This window comes from Arthrobacter sp. ATA002 (assembly GCF_026898095.1).
Taxonomy (GTDB): Bacteria; Actinomycetota; Actinomycetes; order Actinomycetales; family Micrococcaceae; genus Arthrobacter_B.
In genome coordinates this window covers 397,756-419,976 of sequence record NZ_CP114015.1, presented here as the reverse complement: position 1 = coordinate 419,976, position 22,221 = coordinate 397,756, and the positions used below count along the sequence as shown (strand labels likewise).

Sequence of the window (22,221 nt, the reverse complement as noted above, 5' to 3'; positions counted from 1 at the left end):
GTCACCGGAACGCCGAGATGCCCGTGAGGTGCTGGCCCAGAATGAGCAAATGGACCTCGTCGGTGCCCTCGTAGGTCCGCACGGATTCCAGATTGTTCGCGTGCCGCAGGGGCGAGTAGTCCAATGTGATGCCGTTGCCGCCCAGGATGGTGCGCGCTTCCCGGCAGATGGCAATGGCTTCCCGGCAGTTGTTCAGCTTGCCGACGGAGATCTGGTGCTTCTGCAGACGGCCCGCATCCTTCAACCGTCCGATCTGCAGGGCCAGCAGGATTCCCTTGTTGATCTCCAGCGCCATGTTCACCAGTTTTTCCTGAGTGAGCTGGTATCCGGCCAGCGGCTTTTCGAACTGCAGCCGCTCCCCCGCATAGGCCAGTGCAGCCTCATAGCTGTCGCGGGCAGCGCCCATGGCACCCCAGATAATCCCGTACCGCGCTTCGTTGAGGCATTCGAAGGGGCCGCGGAGACCCTTAGCCTTGGGCAGCATCGCGCTTCCGGGCAGGCGAAGCTCGGTGATCTCGACATCGCACTGGATGGAAGCCCGCATCGACAGTTTGTGCGCAATGGGGGTGGCTTTGAATCCGGGAGTGTCGGTTGGGACCACAAACCCGCGGACGCCGTCCTCGGTCATGGCCCACACCACTGCCACCTGCGCCGCTGACGCCAATCCGATCCAGCGCTTGGACCCGTTGATGACCCAGTCCTCCCCGTCGCGCCGCGCATGAGTGAGCATGTTGCCCGGGTCGGAGCCGGCAGTGGGCTCGGTGAGCGCGAAGCACCCGATGGCGGTTCCGGCTGCCATGCGCGGCAGCCATTCGTTTTTCTGTTCCTCCGACCCGTGCTTGTGGATCGCGCTCATCGCCAGGGAACCCTGCACGGAAACAAAGGTGCGCAGCCCCGAGTCCCCTGCCTCCAGTTCCAGGGCGGCCAGGCCGTATTCGACCGAGCTCCGTCCGGGGCAGCCGTAACCCTCCAAATGCATGCCGAGCAGCCCCAGGCTGGCCATTTGCGGCACGATTTCCAGCGGAAAATGTGCGCTGTCGTACCAGCGGGAAATATTGGGCTTGATCTCGGCGTCCACGAAGGCCCGCACCCGGGCCCGCAGGGCCAGTTCCCGGCCGACAAGAGGGAATCGATGTCCAGAAGATCGGTGTTGTCCGTCATGGTCTTCACTTTCGGGTTGGGGCGGCGGCCCGGGCCGCACTGTCAAAGCGTGCGTGGGGGTGCTCGCCGAGTTCCGGCGGCGGGAGGCGGTAGCCGGCGGGCGTGCCCGAGAGCCTGATCGGGTTGGCGACTTGCCGGCTGGTCCTTTCTCCGGCCGGGTGGCCGATGGTGACAACGGGTGCCAGCCCCAGGTCTCCGGCGAGCTGCAGCGCCTCGGAAATGGTGTTGACCTTCCCGGCGGGAACTCCTGGCCGTTCAGCAGGGGGGCCCACTCGGCAGCGGGTTTCCGGCGCAGCCGGTCCTCTAGGAGGTCCTTGAGGTCGGCCCGGTGGGCCACCCGGGCCGCGTTGGTCCGGAAGCGGCCGTCCGCGGCCAGTTCGGGGACTCCGATCAGCCGGACCAGGGCCTCGAATTGGCGGTCGGTGCCGACCGCGACGGCCAGCGGGCCGTCACCGGTTTCCAGCGTCTCGTAGGGGGCGATGCTGGGATGCGCGTTGCCCATCCGCTGCGGCGGTTCTCCGGTGGCCAGGGTGCTGGCGGCCTGGTTGACCAGCGCCGACAGGAGCGAGGACAACAGATTGACCTCCACCAGCTGGCCGCTGCCGGTTTCCTCCCGCGAACGCAGGGCCGCCAGAATGCCAACCACGGCGTTTTGTCCGGTGATCACATCCACCAGCGCCACACCCACCTTGCTGGGCTCGGCGTCGCGCGTTCCGGTCACGCTCATCAGCCCGCCGACGGCCTGGACCAGGAGGTCGTAGCCGGGCAGGTGCGCCCCGCCCGTGCCGCCGAATCCGGTGACCGAGCAGTAAATGAGGTCCGGCCGGTGGTGCCGCAGCGACTCGTAGTCCAAGCCGAACCGTTCCATGACGCCGGGCCGGAAGTTCTCCAGCACGACGTCGGCCGCGAGCGCGGTGGCCCGGGCGGAGGCCAATCCTTCTGCCGTGCGCAGGTCGCACACGGTTGAGCGCTTGTTGCGGTTGACGCTGGAGAAGTACGTTCCCATGCCATGCCCGTCCACCGGCGGCACCCAGGACCGGGTGTCGTCTCCGGCGGGGCTTTCCACCTTGATGACGTCGGCGCCGAAGTCAGCGAGCATCATGGAGGCGTACGGACCCGCGAGAACGCGGGAAAAATCGGCGATCTTTAGGCCATGCAGCGGTCCGGAGCCAGCGCCGGCCCGGGTTTTGCGGTTCGTGGTCAACGGGATCTCCTCGGCGGCGGACTACTGGGCGGGGCCGGTGACCGGGTTGGACAGCGGATCCAGCCCGCCCACCCGGCACTCGGCGGTGTCACCGGGCTTGATCCGGATGGCGCCCGGGGTGCCGGTGGAAATGATGTCCCCGGGATACAGGGGCATCACCTTGCTGTGGAAGCTGATTAGGAACGCCGGGTCGTATCTCATGTGCGAAACCGTGTTGGTGCGCAGCACCTCCCCGTTGATGACGGTGGAGACCTGCAGATCCGCCAGACCCCCTCCCCCACTGCGGATTCCAGGGGAACAATGCGCGGGCCAAACGAAAAGAAGCCCGGGAAGTTCTTGGACCGGGTCAGGAAGCGCGGATTGCGTTCCAGGATGTCCTCCGCCGTCTGGTCCAGCACCGGAACCAAACCCGCCGCGTAGGACAGTGCGTCGTCCGGTTCCACGTTGCGGCAGTAGCGGCCGATCACCACGCCCACCTCCGCCTCGGCCGTGGTGCGGTTGCTCTGTTCCGGGATGGGAATGGCTTCGCCGGGCCCGATCACCGTGTGGTCGCCTTTGATGAAGGAGGCCGGCTCATCGGGCACGGCTTCCGACAGGTCCGAGGCGTGCTCCACGTAGTTCAGCCCGATCCCCCAGAGCATCCGGGGATGCCGGTAGGGCGCCCCGTAGGAAACCGACCCGGGATCTCTGAAGATGCCGTCGCCGGCCTTGTCGGCGGCGTCCTCCAAATCATCGAGGAGCTCTCCGGTGAGAACGTCCAGCAGATCGCCGGTGAACCCCGGCAGCAGGTCGCGGACCAGCGCGGCTCCGCGCTGCGGATGCACCACGGCGGCGGCCTCCTGCGGGTGTTCGAAGGTGGAGGTGTCCTCGTGGAGGGAACACAGGTGCAGGATGCGGGAATTCACTGAAGGTGTCCTTTCATCGGGGCGGAGTTTTCTGCCGGGGTTTCGTCAGTAGGACCGGACGAGCCCGCCGTCAACGCGGATTTGTTCACCGGTGACGTAGGAGGCCGGAATGCCCGCAAGAAAAGCGACGACGGCGGCAAACTCCTCCGGCCGTCCGTACCGCCCGGCGGGAATCGAGGCAACGGATGCTGCCCTGACGTCGTCGGGCTGTTGGCCGGAGCGGCGGGCGGCAGCGGCGTCCAGGGACACCACCCGGTCCGTGTCGATCCGTCCGGGAAGCACCATGTTCACTGTCACGCCGTCCGGCGCCACCTCGGCTGCCAGCGTCTTCAGGTAACCGGCGAGCCCGGCGCGGGCCATGTTGGACAACGCCAGGTTGGGCAGCGGCTGTTGCACTCCGGAGGAGCCGACGGCGATGATCCGCCCCCAGCCGCGGCGGCGCATGCCCGGCAGCACCAGGGAGGTTAGCCGGATGTGCTGCAGCAGCAGCTGGTTCACCGCTGCGGCCGCCTGTTCCTCGGCCATGTCCGCGGCGCCGCCGGGCGGCGGACCGCCGCTGTTCAGGACAAGCACGTCCACAGGGCCAAAGGCCTCTTCGGCGCGGCGGACCAGGTCCTCCGGGGCGCCGTCGGCGGTCAGGTCCGCGGTGATGCCCACGGCTGACGCCAGCCGGGCGGCTTCGGCTTTGACCGTTTCTGCACGCCGGGCGGCAAGCACCACGTTGGCACCCTCCGCGCTGAGGGCACGGGCAACCGCCAGCCCAATTCCGGAGCTGGATCCCGGGACCAGAGCGTTCTTTCCCTTTATCCCCAGATCCATCAGACTCTCTCCGTTCGGACTGCGGCCAGGTGGCCGTCGATAAGTGCTGCCAGTTCCGGCGGCAGGCCCGGCGCCGGGGGCCGCACCAGCGCCTCGTCGATAATTCCGCGCCGGCGCAGCACTTCCTTGCGCACGGCAAGGCCCACGCCGGGCTGGGCCTCAAAGTTTGCCAGCGGAAGCCAGGGTGCGAAGGCTGCACGGGCCTGCTCGAAGCCGCCGTCAGCGAACGCTTCCAGCGCCGCCAGGAGCCCTTCGGGATGGGAGAAGCCTGTCATGGCGCCCGCGGCTCCGGCCGCAAGTTCGTCCAGCAGTCCCACTCCGCCCAGCCCGCCGAACACCGGCACCGCTGTTCTTCGCGTGAGCCTGGCGACGGCAACCGCCGTCGGCGGAGCTTCGGACTTCACCGCCGTGATGAAGGGGCACTGCTCGACGACGGCGAGAATTTGGTCAGCGCTCACGGCCACTCCGGAGGCAACCGGATAGTCCTGCAGGACAATTCCCGCTCCGGTGGCGTCGTGGATGGCGGTCAGGTGTGCGGCCAGCACCTCGGGCTTGGGACTGTTGGCCTGCACCATCAGGGCGGCCAGGCTGGCCCCGGCTGCCCGGCAGGCCACGGCGGCCTGCTCCAGTGCCGGCGCCGTGCTGCGGGCGGACAAACCCACCACCAGTGCAGTGCTGCCGGCGGCCTCGGCGGCGGTGCGGACGGTCAGCGCCTGTTCCTCGGAACTGAGTGCGGCACCCTCGCCGAAGACGCCCAGCACCACCATGCCGGCGGCGCCGAGCCCCGTGTAGAGCTGCACCTCGCGGCGCAGGAGCCGGTGTCCACGGCGCAGGCGCTGCCGGTGAAGGGCGTGGCCAGCACGCCCCACAGTCCGGATGAGAGCGGCGGAAGCAGGTCGGTCATGAGCAAAAATTCCTTTCGGCGGGTCTGGTCGGCGGTGCCGTGTCAGACGTCGGCGGCGGGCGGGGAAGCGGAGCCGCCACCTTGTGGCTGCCGCGGCGGACCACGGCAGCAGGTTTTCCGCCCGTCCGTTCCGGCTGCGGCTCCTGCGGGTCTTTGGCACGGGACCTCAATCCGATCAGGTGCACCAGCACACCGACCCCGATGACGCCCAGCCCGATTCCGATGTACATCGGTTCCATGACCAGCATCGGCAGCGAGCCCAGCCCCAGCAGGACACGTTCGGGCCAGCGGGCCGGCCCAACCAGCCACCCGCCCGTAGCGACCGCCAGCGCGGCAACGGCCGCGAGGGAAACGGTGAGCGCCAGCAGGACCGTTCCCGGCCCGCCCTGCATCAGGAGACCGACGCCGGGACCGGACATAACAAAGATGAACGGCACCAGGAAAGCGGAGAGCGTGTAGCGCCAGGTCAGCCACATGGTCTGGATGGGCTTGCCGCCGGTGATGGCGGATGCCGCGAACGGGGAGAGCGCGGTGGGCGGGGAAACTTCGCTCAGGACGGAGTAGTAGAAGATAAACATGGCGGCGGCGAAGGCGGGAACGCCCACGTCCTGCAGCGCCGGGCCGATGATGACCCACGAGATGATGAAGCTGGCGGTCACCGGGACGGCCAGCCCCAGCAGGGTCACCGAGATTGCCGAGAAGACCGCGGTCAGCAGCAGGCTGCCCCCGGCGAAGTCCACGATGATGTTCGCCAGTTTCAGGCCCAGTCCGGTGAGCGTCATGACGCCCACGATCAGTCCCGCCGCGGCCATGACCGGGATGACGGACAGCGCACCGGTGGCGCCGGCGGCGAGGGCGTCCCAGATGCGCCGCGGAGTCATCCACGACTGCCTGTCCAGGAAACTCAGGACAAAGGCCAGCCCGGTGGCGTAAACAACGGCCCGAAACGGCGTCATCCCCATCATCATGAACACCACGATTGCCGCCAGCGAGCTGAAGTGGTAACCGAAGCGCAGCAGGAGCCGTCCGATGGGCTTGACCTCGAAGTCCACGGCGCGGGTCTTGAACCGCCGGGCGTCCATTTCGATGGCCAGGATAATGCCGAAGTAATACAGCAGCGTGGGGATGGTCGCCCAGATGAGGACCTGCAGGTAGGACACCCCCAGCAGTGCGGCAATGATGAACGCCGCCGCACCCAGGGTGGGCGGGGACATGATGGCACCGATGCCCGCCGCGGCCAGGATGGCGCCTCCGTGCTCCTTGGGATACCCGGCCTTGCGCAGCAGCGGCCAGGAGATGCCGCCGAGCGTGACGGTGGTGGCCACGCCGGACCCGGACACCGTGCCCAGGAGGAAACCGGCAAGGGTCACCGTCCGGCCGGGGCCGGACTTGGACTGCCCGAACGCCGAGAAGGACAGGTCGATGAAGAATTTGGTGGCGCCGGAGGCAGCCAGCACGGCCCCGTAGATCGTGAAGAGAATGATGTACGACGCCGCCACGTCGGTGGGCACCCCAAAGAGTCCCTGGGTTCCCATCACGTTGTGGCCCACCAGCCGGATCCAGCTGAAGTCCGATGTGTTAAAGGGCGGCGGAACGAGCGTGCCGAAGGAGGCGTAGGCGAAGAAGCCCAGCACAACCAGCGGAACCAGGATCCCGACCGTTCGGCGGGAGGCTTCCAGAGTGACCAGAATGGCAATGATTCCCATGAAAAGGTCCAGGTAGGTGGGCGTGATCGCCCGCCGGAAGAATCCGTCCCAGTCCGAGGCAATGTAGACGAACGGGACCATGGCTATGGCAGCCAGCAGCCAGTCCGCCGCATGCGGGTTGTCCGAGCGGCCCTGTTCCCGGGCCTTTTCCGAACGGCCCCACCCGCGGTACACCAGGAAGGTCATGGCCAGGCCGAGCCCGAGGAACATCGGCAGGTAGAACTGGGTGGGCATGGGCCGGAAGACCCAGTACAGGGCGAACAGGGACAGCCCCACGCCCAGCGTCTTGATGATGGTGGCGGGAAGGCCGCTGAGCCGGCGGGCAGGCTTTTCGGCCTCGAATTCGGCGATCAGGGCCTCTTCGTCGACGACGCTGGCGCGTTGGAGAGGATTGACGACGTCGTCCCCTGCCTGACCGAGCTGCTCCGACCGGAGGAGCGGGTCGTCGGTGGTCCGCCGGGCGGCGCCTGCCGGGACCTTGACGGCACCGTTGCCGCGTTCTCGCTTGATCATTGGTTCTCCTTGAGTTCCAGAGTCACGAAGGGATCGCCGTCGTCGACCAGCGTCCACAGATCCAACGGCGGCGCGCCGGCCGTATGGACCGTCCGCTGTCCGAGGTCGGTGGCAGCAACTGAGAGGCTGGTGAAAGCGGCGGGGCGGGACGGGTCCGGTGCGGCGACCCAATTCCTTCTGTCCCCGGGCTCCGCGGGGTCCGGTGCGCCGGGAACGGCGTAGTACTCCTCCAGCACCGCCAGATCATCGGCAGCCAGCTGCACCAGCAGGTAGCTGCCGTCGGGGCGGATCTCATAGCGTTCTTCGGCGGTGCTGCCGTAGAGGGAGTTCCGGTAGCTGACGGCGAAGGATCCGCCGTCAACGGGCACCGCGGCCAGCACGCCGCCGTCGTTGCTGATGGAAAGCGTCCACGCTGCCGGGTTGCCGCCCTGCCCCGCAGCGGCAACCCCCGCGGCACCCGCGGCACCCCCGGCAAGGGCTCCCAGCACCAGGACGACGGCGGCCGGCCGGCGCATGGATCCTAGCTTCCGGCCTGGTCGAAGTAGGTCTTTGCTCCCGGGCAGGTCTCCACGTAGGAAACGTCCCCGGCAGTGGCTGCATCCATTTCCTGCGCGGAGGGATGGACCTGCTCAAGCTGTTCCACGTTGTCGAAGAGGGAGGCCGCAATGTCCTGTTGCAGCTGTTCGTCCATGTTCGGGCTGGCAATCAGCAGGTTCGGTGAGGCGATGGCCTGGACTGCTTCGGTCTGTCCCTCGTAGGTGTTGGCCGGAATTTCTTCGGCCAGGTAGTACTCGCCGTAGGCATCGGCCATGCTTTCGGCGTACTGGCCGATAGGCAGCAGGACCATGTCACCGTCGCTGGCCAGGTCGATCAGCGCGCCGGTGGGCAGGCCGCCGGACCAGAATCCGGCGTCGATGGTTCCGTCGCGCAGGGCGGCGACCGTTTCCGCGACGCCGAGCTGGCGGCGTTCCACGGTCTCCGGGTCGACGCCGGCGGCTTCGAGGATGCGCAGGGCGCCGACTTCCGTGGCGGAACCCGGAGCTCCCACCGAGACGACTTTCCCGGCCAGCTGTTCCGCGGTGGTGATGCCCGTTCCGTCCACGGTGACGGCCTGCAGGTAGTTGTTGTAGATGTTGCCCAGCGAGCAAATTTCCTGCGGCTGGCCCTCGAATTCACCGACGCCTTCCACGGCGTCGGAAACAACGTCGCCCACCGAGAAGGCGATTTGGGCGGATCCGTTGGCGATCAGCAGGACGTTGTCCACCGAGGCATTCGTTTCCTGGACCGTGGCGTCATAACCGTCGATGTTCTCGCGGATTACCGTGGCAAAGCCGCCGCCGAGGGGATAATACACGCCGCCGGTGCCGCCGGTGGCGATGGACAGGGTGCCGCCGCTGCCGTCGGCTCCCGCGCCGGAGTCTCCGGACGTATCGGGGCTGCCGCAGGCGGAAAGGAGGAGCGCTGGTGCCAAAGGGCTGCGGCACCTGCGCGCAGCCGGTTCCGGTTGATGGAACTCATGGGTTTCTCCCTTGGTTGGTCACATGGGTGCGTGTGCGGGTGAAGCCGTACAGGGTGCTGCCGTGCGGGTGCTTGCTGCCGGGAAGCCTCGCCGCCGGGCGCTTGGACGGAACCGGGAAACGGCCGCCGCTGCGCGGGGTGGCACGTAATGACCCAACGCCGGAGACCCGGGCACGTCAAGCGTGCCGCGGTTCGGGCCGGGCGTGCTGCCGTTCGCACACTGCGCACCGGGGCACGAAGATCGCCTGCCGGAGTGCGGGGTGCCGGGCGGCACCGGGGTCCAGCTACGCTGCTGGAATTCCGGAATCATTTGGAGACTGTATCCAATATAAAACCATAATGTAACCCAGATCACATACGTGTTTTTCTGGGACCCTGCTCCCCGTCCGGGGGCGCGCGGAAACCCCGGGATTCAGCTGCGCGAAGTCCGCTTCACCCGCGGGGAGAACGGGACTTAGCGGGCCTCAAGAAAGGCGCGCAGGGCCTCCACCGCATGCTCCCGGTGCTCGTCCAGGAGCCGGATGAGGCGGGGCGTGTCCCGCTGCTCGAAGGCGTCGATAATCAGCAGGTGCTCGCGCTCCACCCGCTCCCGGTTGCTGTCCACTCCGTAGTAGACAAAGCGGTAAGCTTCCGTCGCGTCCCACAGCACCTGCAGGATGCGGTCCAGCCGGGGCATCCCGGCCGCCTCCACCAGCACGAAGTGAAAACGGCGGTTCGCTTCGGTCATGCCCAGCAGGTCCCCCGCGGCACTGGCCGCTTCCACCTCGGCAGCAGCACCGTGCAAAGTCTGCAGGACGGAGACAGGGGCCCGCCCGAAGCGCCGCCCGTGCGGCTTCGGCCTCCAGCAGCTGACGCAGCCGGTACACCTCCAGCAGGTCATCCAGCGAAAGCGTGGCAACCTTATGCCCGCGGTGCGGCTCGTAAACTACCTGGCCTTCGCTTTCGAGCACCTTGAAGGCTTCACGCAGCGGCACCCGGCTGACTCCGAACCGTTTAGCCAGGGCATCCTGACGCAGGGCCTGTCCCGGAACAAACTCACCCGCGCTGATGGCCCGGCGAAGCTGGGTCAGGACAAAAGCCTGGGCCGTTGGCGGACGCGACAGCCCATTGTCGGGGCCCGCAGGATCATCCGAACTGCCGCTCACGGGCATTCCCGCACTGGATAAGCGCTCACCCCGCAAAGCCTAGCCGCTGCGGCGGGTGCCTCCCGCCGCAGCCCCGACCAGGCCAGTCCCGGGCCGGGCCGGCGTTCCGGGGAGCTGGCGGCGGCTTTCCGCGGAGTTGCCCTACGCCTGCGCGGGGCGCTTAGCTGGAGATTCAAGCGCGGTCTTGGCCGGGTCGCGTTCAACGACGTCACCGAGCACCTCGTCAATCCGGGCCAGCAGTTCTTGTGGAATGACGACGCCGGAGGCCCGGGTATTCTCAAGGACCTGCTCCGGGCGGGATGCGCCGATGAGCGCGGCGGAAACGTTCCGGTTCTGGAGCACCCACGCGACCGCGAGCTGCGCCATGGTCAGCGACAGTTCGTCGGCGATCGGCCGCAGGCCCTGCACCCGCTGCAGCACGTCGTCTCGCATGTGGCGGCCAATCATCTCCGCGCCGCCCTTGGTGTCGGTGGCGCGGGAGCCGGCCGGCGGAGCCTGACCCGGAAGATACTTGCCGGTGAGCACCCCCTGGGCCACCGGCGACCATACGATCTGGGAGATGCCCAGCTCTTCGGACGTCGGCACGACGTCCGCTTCAATGATCCGCCACAGCGCCGAGTACTGCGGCTGGTTGGAAATAAACGGTATCCGCAGCTCCCGGGCCAAGGCGGCGCCGCGCTTCAGCTGGTCGGCGGTCCATTCGCTGACGCCGATGTACAGCGCCTTTCCGGAGCGGACGATGTCGGCGAACGCGAGCATCGTTTCCTCCAGCGGCGTCTCGTGATCCCACCGGTGCGCCTGGTAAAGGTCCACATACTCGGTGCCGAGACGGCGCAGTGAAGCGTCGATCGACTCCATAATGTGCTTGCGGGACAGACCGGCGTCGTTGGGCCCCATAGGGCCGGTCGGGTAGTAGACCTTCGTGAAGATCTCCAGTGATTCCCGGCGCTGGCCGCTGAGCGCGGCGCCCAAGACGCTCTCCGCAGCCGTGTTCGCATAGACATCGGCGGTATCGAAGGTCGTGATGCCGGCGTCCAGAGCCGCATGGACGCAGGCAACGGCGGCGTCCCGCTCAACCTGGGAGCCGTGCGTTAGCCAGTTGCCGTAAGTGATTTCCGAAATGAGCATGCCGGAATTGCCGAGGCGGCGGTACTTCATGGTGGTTCCTATCTGGAGGTGTGGCGGGCCGACGCCCTGCCGATAAGGGGCAGGGCGTGTTGTCAGCCGTCGAGGTGGAGCACATGGTGTCCGGCGGGCAGCATGTGCTCATGGTGGGCAATACGCAGTTCGGCGGTGGCGTTCTGCGGCACGGTCACTGCTACCTTCCAGTTTGCCGGCCCCCGTTCCCAGCGCACCGCCGCAGTACCGAGCGGTGTCCGATGGCTGATCGTCCCGCGCGAGACGCGCGGATCTTCGACCGGGGCCACCTCGAAGCGGCGCCAGCCTGGTTCCAGGAGTCGCAGCCCGCCTACTTTTTGCTGGATCCAGGATGCCACCGAGCCCAGGAAGTAGTGGTTGCGGGATCTGGCGTCTACGTCCCACGATTCCAGCAAAGTGGACTCCCCGGCCTCGTACCAGGCACCCCAGCCGGGCCGGGAGCGATGGGTGAGAACGGTGAGGGCCAGATCGTCCCGTCCGGCGCTGGACAGAACAGGCAGGAGATGGCGGACACCCACGGCGCCACAGTCCAAATGCCCCGCGGACCGGACTTCGAGATCCTCGATAAGGCCGGCGCGGACGGAGGGGATACAGTCGGCGGGAACGGTGCCGAACGCCAGTGGGAGGATGTTCAGGACCTGCCGGTAGGGCACCCCCGGCACCTCGTAGTTTCCTGACGCCGGGGCGAAGTAAGCGCGGTGGTACGCGGCGCCAACCGCAGCTGCCTGCTCCCGGTAAGTGCCGGCGTCAGGATGACCGAGTTCGCCAAGCACCGCGGCCGTCTGCCCGAGCACCATGGCGGACATGATGGTACCCACCGGCGCCATTCCTTCCGGGCCGACGGCGTGGCCTGGGGCCAGCCAGTCGCCCCAGGTCCGGTGCCGCCAGGTGCCTTCGCCGTCGAGCCGGCCGTGGATGTGGTCGGCCAGGCGCCGGATCATATCGGCGGAGTGGTGCAGGATATCCGTGTCGCCGTACTCCCGGTATAGATACCAGGGGATGAGGACAGCGGAGGAAGACCAGGTGGGATCGGCCGCGCGGCCCCAGCCCGGTGTCGGAATAATCTGGGGCACGGAACCGTCGGCTGCCTGTGCGTCCTTATGGTCTTCGATCCATTTATCGAATGATTTCCGCAAATCGAAGTGGTGGAGCAGGGCCTCGGTCGAGAGGTGCGCGTCTGCGGTCCACCCATTCTTTTCATAGATTGGAGTGTCCGTGGGAATGCCGTGCAGGTTGTTGTGGAAGGTGAGAGCTGTCGCATTGTTGATCCACTCCACGACCGGCTCATCGGTGGCCAGCTGGCCCATCGGCTCCAGCTCCGTGTACAGCGGAACGGCACGGACGTCATCCACGACGACGGTGCCGTCCGTTTCGACCTGGATCCAGCGGAAGCCGCGGTAGCCAAACTGCGGTTCGAAGACGTAGTCAACGGCACCCGTCTCCAGCCGCAGGGTGTCCAGCTGGGCTTCGCCTGCCACCAGCATGTTTCGGCAAATGACTTGTCCGCCATCGTCGCGCTGCTCGCCTGAGCGCACCCGGACGGTCGCCCCTGCTTCACCGGTGATACGGCAGCGGATCCGGCCCACCATGACGTCACCGAAATCGTGAACCGTTACGGTCGGATTCAGGATCGTTGTAACCCTCGGAGCCCGGGGGCGGCGGGGTGGACCGGTTCATGTGCCGCGCGGCGGAGTTCGCCGCCGGGCGGCTCGACAACGGCAGCCGGATGCCAGACGGCGCCATCACTTCGAGCACCCAGTCCTCGCCCCGGAAGAGGCGCTCCGCCTGCACCGGCCCTGCGGCGGCCTGCCAGCTGGCATCGGTGGTAACGGACTGCACGCGACCGTCGATGCCGGTGAGCCGCAGGTTCAGCAGGGCCACCGGTTCCCGGTGCCAGGGCGCGAGGTTCCATCCCCAAACGTCCCCTCCACGCGCCCCATAGCGTTCCCGTCCAGCTTGAATAAGGATTTCGTTGATACCTGGCACCAACAGGTGCCGCACGTCCCAGGTCCGGTAAAGCACCGTCCTGTCATAGTTGGTAACCGCGGGTTCCAGAGCCTCCCCGCCCACGCGACGGCCATTGATCAGGACGTTGCCGATGCCAAGGACCGTGGCGGCGAGTTCAGCGGCTACCGGAAGCGTGGCAAGCTCAAAACTACGCCGGAACAGGGGGTTGGGTGCAGGGTGGGTGTCGACGCCCAACAGCCGGACGCCGCCCGTCGGTTCGTCATCGATCAACGCGGTTCCCCGAACCGGCAGCGGTGACACCCCGTCGTCCTCAACCGCCGGCGCGGCATCAGCGCCCAACCAGCCGATGGTGCCTTGGTGAGCGGCCAATTCGACGATGTACTCTCCCGGCGGTGCCGGCGGATTTACGTCCAGGACGATGCCAAAATAATCCCAGACGAGCTGCGGCCCGTCATAAACCCGCTGCATTACGGGCACGCCGGCCTCAGTCCGAAGGCTGATGGTGAATTTCACCGGCGACTGGAAGGGGTCCTCCACACCGCGGGGTTCGGACAGGCTGATACTGACCGCTTCCACTGGTCCCTCGGCGTGGAACCGCTGTCCCAGGGTATGCCCGGGCTCGGCCCAGTCGACCCGCGAGGATGTGATGTGGCGGGTGACGCGCTGCGAGCGTTCCACGGGGCGGGCAATCCAGCGGGCGGGACCAAACGGGTCAGCGCCGGTGCTGTTGGGGGCGGATGGTGTGGTCGAACTCATTTTGCTGCCTCCCGACTCGTTATCCTGGGTGTAACCCTGCATCATCAGCCCTTCACCGCACCGGAGGTCATGCCGGCCACGATTTGCCGGTTGAAGAAGATGTACATGATGAGCGGCGGAATCGTGATCAGCAGGATGTCAGTGAACAGAAGATTCCAGGATGTCTGGAACTGGCTTTGGAAGTTGTATAGCGTCAGTTGGACGGTGACGTTCTCGTCGCCCGGAGCGAAGTACAGAGGGTTGGCAAAGTCGTTGAAGACAGCGACGGACTGCACCACGATGACGGTGACGATTACGCTGCGCAGCAACGGAAACGCAACCTGAAAGAACAACCTCAGCGGGCCGGCTCCGTCGATGAGCGCCGCTTCGTCCAGCTCACGGGGAACACTGGCAGCGAAGGCCCGGAACAGCAGGATGCAGAAGGAGAGCCCGAAGGCGACCTCGATCAGAATCAACCCGTGCAGCGTGCGGAAGATCCCTAATTCCTGCATCACGAAAATAGTGGGCACCACGGCCGGCGGCACAATAAGACCGGCTAGTACGGCAAAGTTGATCAACCCGTTCCAACGCGACTGGCGGCGCTGCAGGACCCACCCCACCATGGCAGCCAGCACGACCATGATTGTGACTGACACCACGGTTACGACGGTGCTGTTGATGAAGGCCCGCACCACGACATAATCGCGGGTCTGCAGGACTGTGACCAGATTATCCAGGAACGCGAATTCAGTGGGCCAGGAAAACTCGAGCAGCGAGGATTCCTGTTGGGTCTTGAAGGCGGTCGTGAGGATAAAGGCGAAAGGGATGAGGAAGATGACGACCGATCCGATAATCGCGACGATTCCCCAGATCAGATTTCGGGTGCGTTCTGCTTTCACAGGTCTTTCGACTTTCGGTTTAGGAAGAGGTACAGCGGAAGCACTGCTGCGGTAACCACCAGGAACAGCACCACGTTGCCGGCTGTGGATAAGCCGTAGAAGCCCGCGGCGTACTGCTTGTAGATGGTCGAGGCGATGACGTCACTGGCGAAGCCGGGACCGCCACCCGTCATGGCCCAGATCAGGTCGAAGGTGCGCAGTCCGCCGATAAGCGAGAGAATGATGACCGTAATCATGGCCGGACGCACCATGGGAACGGTGATGTGCCGGAACACTGCCCATGCCGAGGCGCCGTCGACCTTCGCCGCCTCAAAGTACTCGTTGGGGATAGCGACGATCCCAGCGATGTATATGAGCGTAGCCAGTCCGATACCCTTCCAAACGTCCACCGCCGCGATGGAAAGCAGGGCGAGGGATGGGTCCGTCAGCCAGCCCGGACCTTGGATTCCGATGACGGCAAGGGCTTTATTGACCAGCCCGTCGAACGGATCCAGGAGAATTTTGAAGGTGATGCCGACGCCGACAGTGGAGACCAGGACCGGAAAGAAGATCACCGCGCGCAGGTAACCCCGCGCGAAGATCCCCGAAGTCAGCACGATGGCCAGCAACAGTCCAAGGACGACTTTGGCTCCGGAGGTGAGAACTGCGTAGATGAAGGTGTTGGTGAAGCCCTTAAAGAGGCGCGGCTCCGTGAAGAAGGTGACAAAATTGTCAAAGCCGACAAACTCAGTCTCAGCGAAGGACCAGCGGGTGAACGCGAAATAGAACGACGCCAGGGTGGGAGCGATGAACAGTACGCCGTAAATGACGGCGGCCGGAGCGTAGAACCACCCCGGATAGGGCTTGTTGACACGGTTTCCGAGTTTCCTGCGCGTGCGGATAGCTGGCCCCGTCGACGGTGGGATCGGGGGACGGATGGGCTGGGATGGGGCGAGCGACATACTTTCTCCAGGTCCTCGTGGCGGGCCGACAGCAGCCCCGCCGCTTCATGCTTGTGGGGCCTTACCAGCCTTCGAGGCCCAGCTGCTGGGCCTGTACTGCGTTATCGGCGTCATAGGCGCGCGCGGCGTCCTCAGCGGTGCTAATGCCGGTGCCAACTTCCACGGTGAAAGCCTGAAGGTTCGGGCCCTTCACCTGGGAGAGGAATTCGAGCGCGGGGGACGTCGCACCGTCCTCGAAGTACGGGAGCATGTCCTCGACGATGCGGGATACATCGCCCTCGATCTCACAGCCGGCGACCACATAGGGCCCGGTGACGCCGCGCGCCTCGGTGATGGAATCGCAGCCGTCCGGGCTGGCTACAAAGGCCATGAATCGCTTGACTTCCTCCGGGTGCTCGGTGGTGGCCGGCGCGTAGACCGAAGAGGGCATCCATGTCGTAAGGCCATGGTCCTCGGCAGAGCCTCCGGGGACGGGGAAAAACCCGATGTCATCGGCGTCGTCCGGGAAGTTCTGCTGCACGGTGGCCTGAGCGAAGGTCAGGATGGGGTAGTGGGCGCCCTCGCCGTTGACGAGCTTCGCGATCGCCTGGTCAAGGACCAGGTTCTGAAAGTCGACATTGAAATGGTCGGCTTCCGCGAGCGCTTCCACCTTCTGGAAACTGGCCAGTGCGGCCGGGGTCTCCGCGAAGGTGGTTTCGTTCGCCGTTAGGTCATCGGCGAAATCGGGCTCGGCGGCCTGGATGTTGAAGTAGTCGGCCAGGAAGATCATCTGCGACGTCCAGGTGTCACCGTATGACTGGATTACCGGATCCACGCCGGCCGCCTTGATCGCTTCGTTGTTGGCCATGAAGTCGTCCCACGTCTTGGGCACCTCCAGCCCGAGCTCTTCGTACACGGGGACGTTGTAGAAGAATCCACCACCCATGGCCGCGCCGACCGGCGCCCCGTACGTGCCGTTCTCGGTGGAGACCGTACCGCGGTAATCCTCGCTGAGGTCCTCAACCCAGGCCCCGTCACCAACGTTGAGCAACTGCTGGTCCGGGTTCAACTGCTTCATGAGTGCGCCGCTGTTGTACCAGAACAGGTCGGCCATATCACCCGTGCCCAGTTTGGTGCGGATCTGCGCGTCGATCTCCACGCCTGCCGGGCCGGAGGCATCAACGACAACCTCGACGTCCGGATTGGCAGCACTGAAATCGGCGGCAAGCTGTTCGGCTGTGGCAATGTCGTCGGGGACACCGGCTCCCATGTACCAGGTGAGGGTAACGGGACCGTCATCCTCACCTCCGCCACCGCCGGAACATCCGGCGAGGGCGAGGGCGCCGATCGCAAGCGCTGCCGTAAATGGCCGAGTCCTAAATCGCTGAGACATCATTACCTCCTTGTAGTGACCGCACATATGCGCCGCAGGCCCGCCCAGTAAATATGAAACGATTCATTGAACGGCTTTCGGCATACGCTAGCTGCACAAGTGAAACCCTGTCAACGATTTTGTTTGGCGCGACGCAAGAAAGCAGTGGCAGTACCACACGACTCCCGATGGAAGAGTCGGGCAGAAGCCCGGCAGCGCTACGTGGCCGCGCCTCCGGTGCCGCTCGAGGTGCTGTTTGGCTCACGGCTGGAGGCGCCCTGCAGTGCCTGCCACAGCATGCGCAGCAGGCTGGCCATGTCCACACCCCTCACGGTCAAGGAGCCACTGCACCTGGAGACCGTCGGCCGCAGCAACGAGCAAAGAGGCAAGATTGTCCGCAGCGATGGCCGGGGTGATGTCTCCGGCGCCTTGGTGCGCCCGGATGTCATCAGCGATCTGGTCACGCAGCCATCGATAGCGGTCCGCGAAGAAGCTGTGGGCGTCGCTGTGCTCTTCGGCGCTTTCCGCGGACATGGCCACGAAGAGCCGCACCAACCCCGGCTCGGTGGAATTGCGGTCCACCGCACGGATCAACCGGTCCACGGAATGCCGGTGCTCCTCGTCACCGGGATCGGTGATCCTGTCATCACGCCGCCGCAGCACCTCCAGGAACAGTTCCCCCTTGGTGCTGAAGTAGTGGAGCAGCCCGGCCTGACTGAGCCCTGCTTGCTTTGCAATTTCCCGCATGGAGGTCCTGTCATACCCGCGCTCGGCAAACAGTTCCAGCGCGGTCTCCAAAATCTCGTCCCGCTTGGCCAGACCTTTGGCGTACGGCCCTCTCATTGACATGCGCCAATGCTATGCCACGGGTTCCATGCAACGAGGAAATAGTGCTCCGACCGGTTGGATGCAAGTTTTCCCATGCCCCTGAGACCCCACCGGCAGTCACAGCCGCGGCAGCAGCTTCGGAACTGGTTAGACTGCTCCAATGCCCCATGACGACCAGCCCCGGGATCCCGGAACCCAGCCCGCGCCCCTGGAAGAAGTAACCGACGACTTCGCAGTCCGCCGCCACACTCTGCCGTCCGGGCTTGGCTACACCACCACAGCCGGACGCATGGTGCTGAGGAGTGAAGAAACCAAGGACGGCAAGGCGGACGGCTTCCGGCCCAAGGCGGAGATTTTCCTCGTGGCCTATACCGCGGAGGACGAGGATTCCACCCCCGCGGCGGCAGATGCCGCCGGCACCACACGCGGCGCAGCAACGCCCGCCAACCGCAGGCCCGTGGTCTTTGCCTTCAATGGCGGGCCGGGATCCTCTTCGGTCTGGCTGCACATGGGCCTGCTGGGACCGCGCATGGTCGATTCCGGAGATGCCGGGACACTGACGCCTCCCCCGTTTGGGCTGACGGACAACCCTGGAACCCTTTTGCAGCATGCGGACCTGGTGATGATCGACCCCGTTAACACTGGTTTCTCCCGCGTGGTGGACGGCACCGAATCCGGCGAATTCCACGGCTTCGAAGCGGACCGGGACCTGGTGGCGGAGGTTATCCGGCTCTGGACCACCCGCAACAACCGCTGGTTGAGCCCGAAGTACCTGGTGGGCGAATCCTACGGAACACTGCGCGCCGTCGCCGTGGCCGGGCGGCTTTTCGATGCCTACGGCATGGCGGTCAACGGACTCGGACTAATCTCCACCGTGCTGAACATGGCCACGCTGAACTTCGCACCGGGCCGGGATACGCCCTACGCGCTGCACCTGCCCACGTATGCGGCCATCGCACATTTCCACGGCCGGCACGGAGACCGTGAACTGGCGGATGTGGTGCGGGAAGCGGAGGAGTACGCCGAGCGGGAGTTCGGTTACGCCCTAACCCGGGGAGCGCGGCTGAGCGCGGACGAGTACGACGCCGCCGTGGGCCGGCTGGCCGAAATCACCACCCTTGACCCGGGGTTCATCCGGCGCACCAATCTGCGCTGGGACTACGCTCAGTTTTCCGCGGAGCTGCTGCGGAATGAAAACCTGGTGGTGGGGCGGGTTGACGGCCGGTTCACTGCCCCGGCGGCGCACCAGCAGGATTCCATCAACTGGGATGACCCCAGCCTGGCCGCCATCAACGGGCCGTACTCGGCTGCGGTTAATCATTACGTGCGGGCGGAACTGGGCTACGAGAACGACCTACCCTACGAAATCCTCACCGGCCGGGTACAGCCCTGGAGCTATAAGACCTTTGAAGGGGTTCCGGTGGATGTCACGGACACGCTGGAGCGGCTCCTGGCCCGCAATCCGTTCCTGCGCGTGCACGTGGACTACGGCTACTACGACGGCGCCACGCCCCATTTCGCGGCGGAATACGTCTGGGCACATATGCGGCTCGAGGATGCGGCGCGGGCACGGTTTTCGCACCACTATTACGAGGCCGGGCACATGATGTACGTCAACCCGGGCTGCCGGGTGGAACAGCTGGCGGCGCTGCGGGAGTTTGTAAGCGCCCGCTGAGCGGGACTACCGGGCGGCGAAGTGCCACCAGATCCCACCGACAAAGACCGTGCCCGCGGCAAAGGCAAAGCCGAGCTCCAGCAGGATGCCCAGGCCCATCGCCTTCAGCGCCGCATAGCTGGCCGCCCAGGCCGCCGGCAGGCTGCGCCGGCGAAGAAACTCGCTCAGCAGCAGACCCACTGCAAACCCGACGATCAGACCCACCACGGGAATAACGAACATCCCCACCACACCCACCACCACCCCGGCGAGTACGGAGCTGTTGGGGACCTTGCGCTGCTTCAGCCGGCGGCCGGTCAGCACCGCACTGGAGAGCAAACCCGCCAGGGCCAGGACGGCACCGACGCCGAAGGCCCACCAGGCAGCGGTGCTCTGCAGGCCAAAGCCCATCCCAGCAGCGCAGCAATGATCAGGATGCTGCCCGGCAGGACCGGAATGATGATGCCCGTCATGCCCACGGCGATGGCCAGGGCAGCAATGACGGTGATGACAATGTCGGGATCCATTCCCCCAGTCTTCCATTGGCCGGCCGGCACTGTTTTTCGGCCATTTGGTCGGTTCTTCCCAGGACGGTGCTGCAGCCGGCCACAGGAAACCCGCTACGTGTGGAGAAATTAGTAAGGTTGCTTATAAGGTTGCAGTTACAGCCCGATGAACCGGATTGCAACAGGAGAACCACATGAGCACGGAATCAGGCAACAACGGCAGCCCCGGAACCGGCGGCCCCACCGGCGGCTCCGGGAGCACTCCGGGCCCGGACGGCGGCTCCGGGAATACCCCGGGCCCGGACGGCGGCTCCGGGAATACCCCGGGCCCGGACGGCGGACGCCTGCGGGACCGGTCCGACCGGCTCGCTTCAGCGGACGACACGCAGGTCCTGCCCGCCGGAGGCGGGAACCCGGAAACCGCACCCCCGGCCGGAGCGACCGCGGCCGGTGCCCCTTCGGGAGCTCCCGGCCGGACTTCCGCCCGAGCCGGCGCCGGGCCCGCGGGACCACATGACGAGGGCGGCCGCACCCGCGCCCTGCCGCTCAGCGCCACTAAGGATCCCGGCACGGATTACGACGACGGCGGCTACCACCCGGAGGCCGGGGCCTCCCGCGCCGGCAGCCGCACGGATGATGGCACAGCAGCTGATGCCGGGAACGGCACGGCCCTGCCCGGCAAGGCCAACCGCGAGGCCCTGCTGGCCATGGAGAAGGAGCGGTTCGGCGGCATGAAGGTCGGCGCGGCCTTCTTCGGCTGGCTGACCGCCACCGGAATGGTGGTGCTCCTGTCGGCGCTGGCCGCGGCCATTGGTGCCGCCGTCGGCTTCTCCACTGACAGCGACCTGGGCCAGTCCCTGGACCAGGCGATGGCGAACCAGAGCGCGGGCATTATCGGCACAGTCATTCTGCTGGTGATTCTCCTGCTTGCCTACTACGCCGGTGGCTACGTAGCCGGCCGGATGGCCCGGTTCAACGGGCTCAAGCAGGGACTGGCGGTCTGGCTCTGGGCCCTGGCCGCCGGTGTGGCCGTGGTGGTGCTGGGTCTGATCTTCGGTGACGACATCCGCAGCATCACGCAGCTGAACACGGTGGCACCGCTGCCCGGGGATCTCGACGGGGCCACGGCGGTTACCTGGATTGCCGTCGCCGCCACACTGGCCGCGACGCTTGTCGGCGCCTTGCTCGGCGGCCTCGGCGGGATGCGTTACCACCGGCGCATTGACCGGGCGGACTTCAGTGAAACCGGCGCCCGCGCATAGCCGGACCGACTGCTGCACACACAAACAACCGGCCCGCACATTCGAGAAGGTGCGGGCCGGTTGCTGTGGGCCGGAAGCCGGTTCCCGCTGTTCACGGGACGGTGACCGGTTACGGCGAGGGCGTGCCGCCGTTGACGTTCAAGGTTTCGCCGACGACATAGCTGGACTCGGGGGAGGCCAGGAAGACGTACGCGGGGGCAAGCTCGGTGGGCTGGCCGGCGCGGCCCAGCGGGGTGTCCTTGCCGAACTCGGGGAGGGCTTCCTTGGGCTGCCCGTCGGAAACCTGCAGCGGCGTCCAGAACGGACCCGGAGCCACGGCGTTGACGCGGATACCCTTGGGGGCCAGCTGCTGGGCCAGGCCCTTGGTGAAGTTGTTGATCGCCGCCTTGGTGCTGGCGTAATCCAGCAGGAACGGGGACGGGTTGTAGGCCTGGATCGACGTGGTGTTAATGATGCTCGAGCCGGCGGGCAGGTGCGGAAGCGCGGCTTTGGTGATGCGGAAGAACGCGTAGATGTTGGTCTTGAAGGTGTCATCCAGCTGTTCGTCGGACAGATCCTCCAGGTTTTCCACGGCAACCTGCTTGCCCGCGTTGTTCACCAGGATGTCGAGCCCGCCCAGGGCTCCAACGGCGTCGGACACCAGCTGCGCGCAGTACGCGGCGTCGCGGACATCGCCCGGAAGCGCCACTGCCTTGCGGCCGGCGGCCTCGATCAGGCGGACAATTTCCTGCGCATCCTCTTCTTCCTCGGGCAGGTAGGCCAGAGCGACGTCGGCGCCCTCCCGGGCGTAGGCGATGGCCACCGCCGCACCAATGCCGGAGTCGGCACCGGTAATGAGTGCCTTACGGCCCTCCAGCCGACCGGTGCCGCGGTAGGACTCCTCGCCGCGGTCCGTCTTCGGTTCCAGGTCTGCATCCAGGCCCGGCTCGGGCTGGTCCTGCTTCGGCGGGGTAATCACGGGGAAGCGGTCTACCGGGTTCTGGAAGGTGTACTGGTCATTCGTACTGCCGTTTGTCATGGAGTTTCCCACTTTCGGTAGGTCAT

Annotated in this window: 21 protein-coding genes and 3 pseudogenes; 2 read left to right on the top strand and 22 right to left on the bottom strand. The window is 66.1% G+C overall.

Annotated features, from left to right (window positions below):
* Nucleotide 1: 1 nt before the first annotated feature.
* The 19 genes and pseudogenes from OL239_RS02165 to OL239_RS02080 form a co-directional block, all read right to left on the bottom strand.
* A pseudogene (locus OL239_RS02165) lies at nucleotides 2-1,161 on the bottom strand (acyl-CoA dehydrogenase family protein).
* 5 nt (nucleotides 1,162-1,166) lie between these two features.
* On the bottom strand, nucleotides 1,167-1,433 hold the full coding sequence (locus tag OL239_RS19930; RefSeq protein ID WP_442864193.1) for a CoA transferase: 267 nt from the start codon (nucleotides 1,431-1,433) through the stop codon (nucleotides 1,167-1,169).
* A 20-nt stretch (nucleotides 1,434-1,453) separates the two neighbouring features.
* Nucleotides 1,454-2,260, bottom strand: a pseudogene (locus OL239_RS02160) (CaiB/BaiF CoA transferase family protein); the annotation flags it as partial.
* 126 nt (nucleotides 2,261-2,386) lie between these two features.
* Complete coding sequence (locus OL239_RS02155) at nucleotides 2,387-2,593, bottom strand: fumarylacetoacetate hydrolase family protein (RefSeq protein ID WP_268910543.1); 207 nt, start codon at nucleotides 2,591-2,593, stop codon at nucleotides 2,387-2,389.
* Nucleotides 2,563-3,270, bottom strand: coding sequence for a fumarylacetoacetate hydrolase family protein (locus OL239_RS02150; RefSeq protein WP_268910542.1), 708 nt, complete (start codon nucleotides 3,268-3,270; stop codon nucleotides 2,563-2,565). The genes OL239_RS02155 and OL239_RS02150 overlap by 31 nt, the downstream gene beginning before the upstream one ends.
* A gap of 45 nt (nucleotides 3,271-3,315) precedes the next feature.
* The gene (locus tag OL239_RS02145; RefSeq protein WP_268910541.1) at nucleotides 3,316-4,089 is read right to left on the bottom strand and encodes an SDR family oxidoreductase; all 774 of its coding nucleotides are present in this window, start codon (nucleotides 4,087-4,089) and stop codon (nucleotides 3,316-3,318) included.
* Nucleotides 4,089-4,958, bottom strand: coding sequence for a dihydrodipicolinate synthase family protein (locus OL239_RS02140; RefSeq protein ID WP_268910540.1), 870 nt, complete (start codon nucleotides 4,956-4,958; stop codon nucleotides 4,089-4,091). The genes OL239_RS02145 and OL239_RS02140 overlap by 1 nt, the downstream gene beginning before the upstream one ends.
* Nucleotides 4,959-4,989: 31 nt before the next feature.
* Nucleotides 4,990-7,212 carry a TRAP transporter permease gene (locus tag OL239_RS02135; RefSeq protein ID WP_268910539.1) on the bottom strand — a complete coding sequence of 741 codons (2,223 nt, stop codon included), beginning with the start codon at nucleotides 7,210-7,212 and terminating at the stop codon, nucleotides 4,990-4,992.
* Entirely contained in the window at nucleotides 7,209-7,727 is a 519-nt protein-coding gene (locus tag OL239_RS02130; RefSeq protein ID WP_268910538.1) for a hypothetical protein, read from the bottom strand. The genes OL239_RS02135 and OL239_RS02130 overlap by 4 nt, the downstream gene beginning before the upstream one ends.
* A gap of 5 nt (nucleotides 7,728-7,732) precedes the next feature.
* Nucleotides 7,733-8,683: a TAXI family TRAP transporter solute-binding subunit gene (locus OL239_RS02125; protein WP_268910537.1), complete on the bottom strand. Its 951-nt coding sequence runs from the start codon at nucleotides 8,681-8,683 to the stop codon at nucleotides 7,733-7,735.
* A 501-nt stretch (nucleotides 8,684-9,184) separates the two neighbouring features.
* On the bottom strand, nucleotides 9,185-9,514 hold the full coding sequence (locus OL239_RS02120) for an FCD domain-containing protein (RefSeq protein WP_268910536.1): 330 nt from the start codon (nucleotides 9,512-9,514) through the stop codon (nucleotides 9,185-9,187).
* A 172-nt stretch (nucleotides 9,515-9,686) separates the two neighbouring features.
* A pseudogene (locus OL239_RS02115) lies at nucleotides 9,687-9,881 on the bottom strand (GntR family transcriptional regulator); the annotation flags it as partial.
* A 135-nt stretch (nucleotides 9,882-10,016) separates the two neighbouring features.
* Nucleotides 10,017-11,033, bottom strand: a complete 1,017-nt coding sequence (locus OL239_RS02110) for an aldo/keto reductase family protein (protein ID WP_268910535.1) — start codon at nucleotides 11,031-11,033, stop codon at nucleotides 10,017-10,019.
* 62 nt (nucleotides 11,034-11,095) lie between these two features.
* On the bottom strand, nucleotides 11,096-12,622 hold the full coding sequence (locus tag OL239_RS02105; protein ID WP_268910534.1) for a family 78 glycoside hydrolase catalytic domain: 1,527 nt from the start codon (nucleotides 12,620-12,622) through the stop codon (nucleotides 11,096-11,098).
* Nucleotides 12,623-12,626: 4 nt separating this feature from the next.
* Nucleotides 12,627-13,757, bottom strand: coding sequence for an alpha-L-rhamnosidase N-terminal domain-containing protein (locus tag OL239_RS02100; protein WP_268910533.1), 1,131 nt, complete (start codon nucleotides 13,755-13,757; stop codon nucleotides 12,627-12,629).
* A gap of 44 nt (nucleotides 13,758-13,801) precedes the next feature.
* Nucleotides 13,802-14,635, bottom strand: a complete 834-nt coding sequence (locus OL239_RS02095) for a carbohydrate ABC transporter permease (protein ID WP_268910532.1) — start codon at nucleotides 14,633-14,635, stop codon at nucleotides 13,802-13,804.
* Nucleotides 14,632-15,576 carry a carbohydrate ABC transporter permease gene (locus OL239_RS02090; protein ID WP_268910531.1) on the bottom strand — a complete coding sequence of 315 codons (945 nt, stop codon included), beginning with the start codon at nucleotides 15,574-15,576 and terminating at the stop codon, nucleotides 14,632-14,634. Before OL239_RS02090 ends, OL239_RS02095 begins: the two co-directional genes overlap by 4 nt.
* Before the next feature lie 61 nt (nucleotides 15,577-15,637).
* The gene (locus OL239_RS02085) at nucleotides 15,638-16,948 is read right to left on the bottom strand and encodes an ABC transporter substrate-binding protein (protein WP_268910530.1); all 1,311 of its coding nucleotides are present in this window, start codon (nucleotides 16,946-16,948) and stop codon (nucleotides 15,638-15,640) included.
* 240 nt (nucleotides 16,949-17,188) lie between these two features.
* Nucleotides 17,189-17,776, bottom strand: a complete 588-nt coding sequence (locus OL239_RS02080) for a TetR/AcrR family transcriptional regulator (RefSeq protein ID WP_268910529.1) — start codon at nucleotides 17,774-17,776, stop codon at nucleotides 17,189-17,191.
* 139 nt (nucleotides 17,777-17,915) lie between these two features.
* Here OL239_RS02080 and OL239_RS02075 point away from each other — a divergent pair, with 139 nt between their 5' ends.
* On the top strand, nucleotides 17,916-19,430 hold the full coding sequence (locus OL239_RS02075; RefSeq protein WP_268910528.1) for a S10 family peptidase: 1,515 nt from the start codon (nucleotides 17,916-17,918) through the stop codon (nucleotides 19,428-19,430).
* A gap of 6 nt (nucleotides 19,431-19,436) precedes the next feature.
* Here OL239_RS02075 and OL239_RS02070 read toward each other — a convergent pair whose 3' ends face one another.
* Entirely contained in the window at nucleotides 19,437-19,820 is a 384-nt protein-coding gene (locus tag OL239_RS02070) for a DUF456 domain-containing protein (protein ID WP_329609327.1), read from the bottom strand.
* Nucleotides 19,727-19,936: a hypothetical protein gene (locus OL239_RS19250; RefSeq protein WP_329609325.1), complete on the bottom strand. Its 210-nt coding sequence runs from the start codon at nucleotides 19,934-19,936 to the stop codon at nucleotides 19,727-19,729. Before OL239_RS19250 ends, OL239_RS02070 begins: the two co-directional genes overlap by 94 nt.
* 173 nt (nucleotides 19,937-20,109) lie before the next feature.
* On the opposite strand from OL239_RS19250, the gene OL239_RS02065 reads away from it, so the two are divergent.
* Nucleotides 20,110-21,177: a hypothetical protein gene (locus OL239_RS02065; protein WP_268910527.1), complete on the top strand. Its 1,068-nt coding sequence runs from the start codon at nucleotides 20,110-20,112 to the stop codon at nucleotides 21,175-21,177.
* A gap of 109 nt (nucleotides 21,178-21,286) precedes the next feature.
* On the opposite strand, the gene OL239_RS02060 is transcribed toward OL239_RS02065, so the two are convergent.
* Nucleotides 21,287-22,195, bottom strand: coding sequence for an SDR family oxidoreductase (locus tag OL239_RS02060; RefSeq protein WP_268910526.1), 909 nt, complete (start codon nucleotides 22,193-22,195; stop codon nucleotides 21,287-21,289).
* Nucleotides 22,196-22,221 lie beyond the last annotated feature (26 nt).

Excerpts from the sequence above, each read along its gene's own strand:
- OL239_RS02145 (WP_268910541.1), bottom strand. The coding sequence starts at position 4,089 with ATGGATCTGGGGATAAAGGGAAAGAACGCTCTGGTCCCGGGATCCAGC.
- OL239_RS02135 (WP_268910539.1), bottom strand. The coding sequence starts at position 7,212 with ATGATCAAGCGAGAACGCGGCAACGGTGCCGTCAAGGTCCCGGCAGGC.
- OL239_RS02130 (WP_268910538.1), bottom strand. The coding sequence starts at position 7,727 with ATGCGCCGGCCGGCCGCCGTCGTCCTGGTGCTGGGAGCCCTTGCCGGG.
- OL239_RS02110 (WP_268910535.1), bottom strand. The coding sequence starts at position 11,033 with ATGAAGTACCGCCGCCTCGGCAATTCCGGCATGCTCATTTCGGAAATC.
- OL239_RS02105 (WP_268910534.1), bottom strand. The coding sequence starts at position 12,622 with ATGGTGGGCCGGATCCGCTGCCGTATCACCGGTGAAGCAGGGGCGACC.
- OL239_RS02100 (WP_268910533.1), bottom strand. The coding sequence starts at position 13,757 with ATGAGTTCGACCACACCATCCGCCCCCAACAGCACCGGCGCTGACCCG.
- OL239_RS02090 (WP_268910531.1), bottom strand. The coding sequence starts at position 15,576 with ATGTCGCTCGCCCCATCCCAGCCCATCCGTCCCCCGATCCCACCGTCG.
- OL239_RS02085 (WP_268910530.1), bottom strand. The coding sequence starts at position 16,948 with ATGTCTCAGCGATTTAGGACTCGGCCATTTACGGCAGCGCTTGCGATC.
- OL239_RS02080 (WP_268910529.1), bottom strand. The coding sequence starts at position 17,776 with ATGTCAATGAGAGGGCCGTACGCCAAAGGTCTGGCCAAGCGGGACGAG.
- OL239_RS02075 (WP_268910528.1), top strand. The coding sequence starts at position 17,916 with ATGCCCCATGACGACCAGCCCCGGGATCCCGGAACCCAGCCCGCGCCC.
- OL239_RS02070 (WP_329609327.1), bottom strand. The coding sequence starts at position 19,820 with ATGGGCTTTGGCCTGCAGAGCACCGCTGCCTGGTGGGCCTTCGGCGTC.
- OL239_RS19250 (WP_329609325.1), bottom strand. The coding sequence starts at position 19,936 with ATGGATCCCGACATTGTCATCACCGTCATTGCTGCCCTGGCCATCGCC.
- OL239_RS02065 (WP_268910527.1), top strand. The coding sequence starts at position 20,110 with ATGAGCACGGAATCAGGCAACAACGGCAGCCCCGGAACCGGCGGCCCC.
- OL239_RS02060 (WP_268910526.1), bottom strand. The coding sequence starts at position 22,195 with ATGACAAACGGCAGTACGAATGACCAGTACACCTTCCAGAACCCGGTA.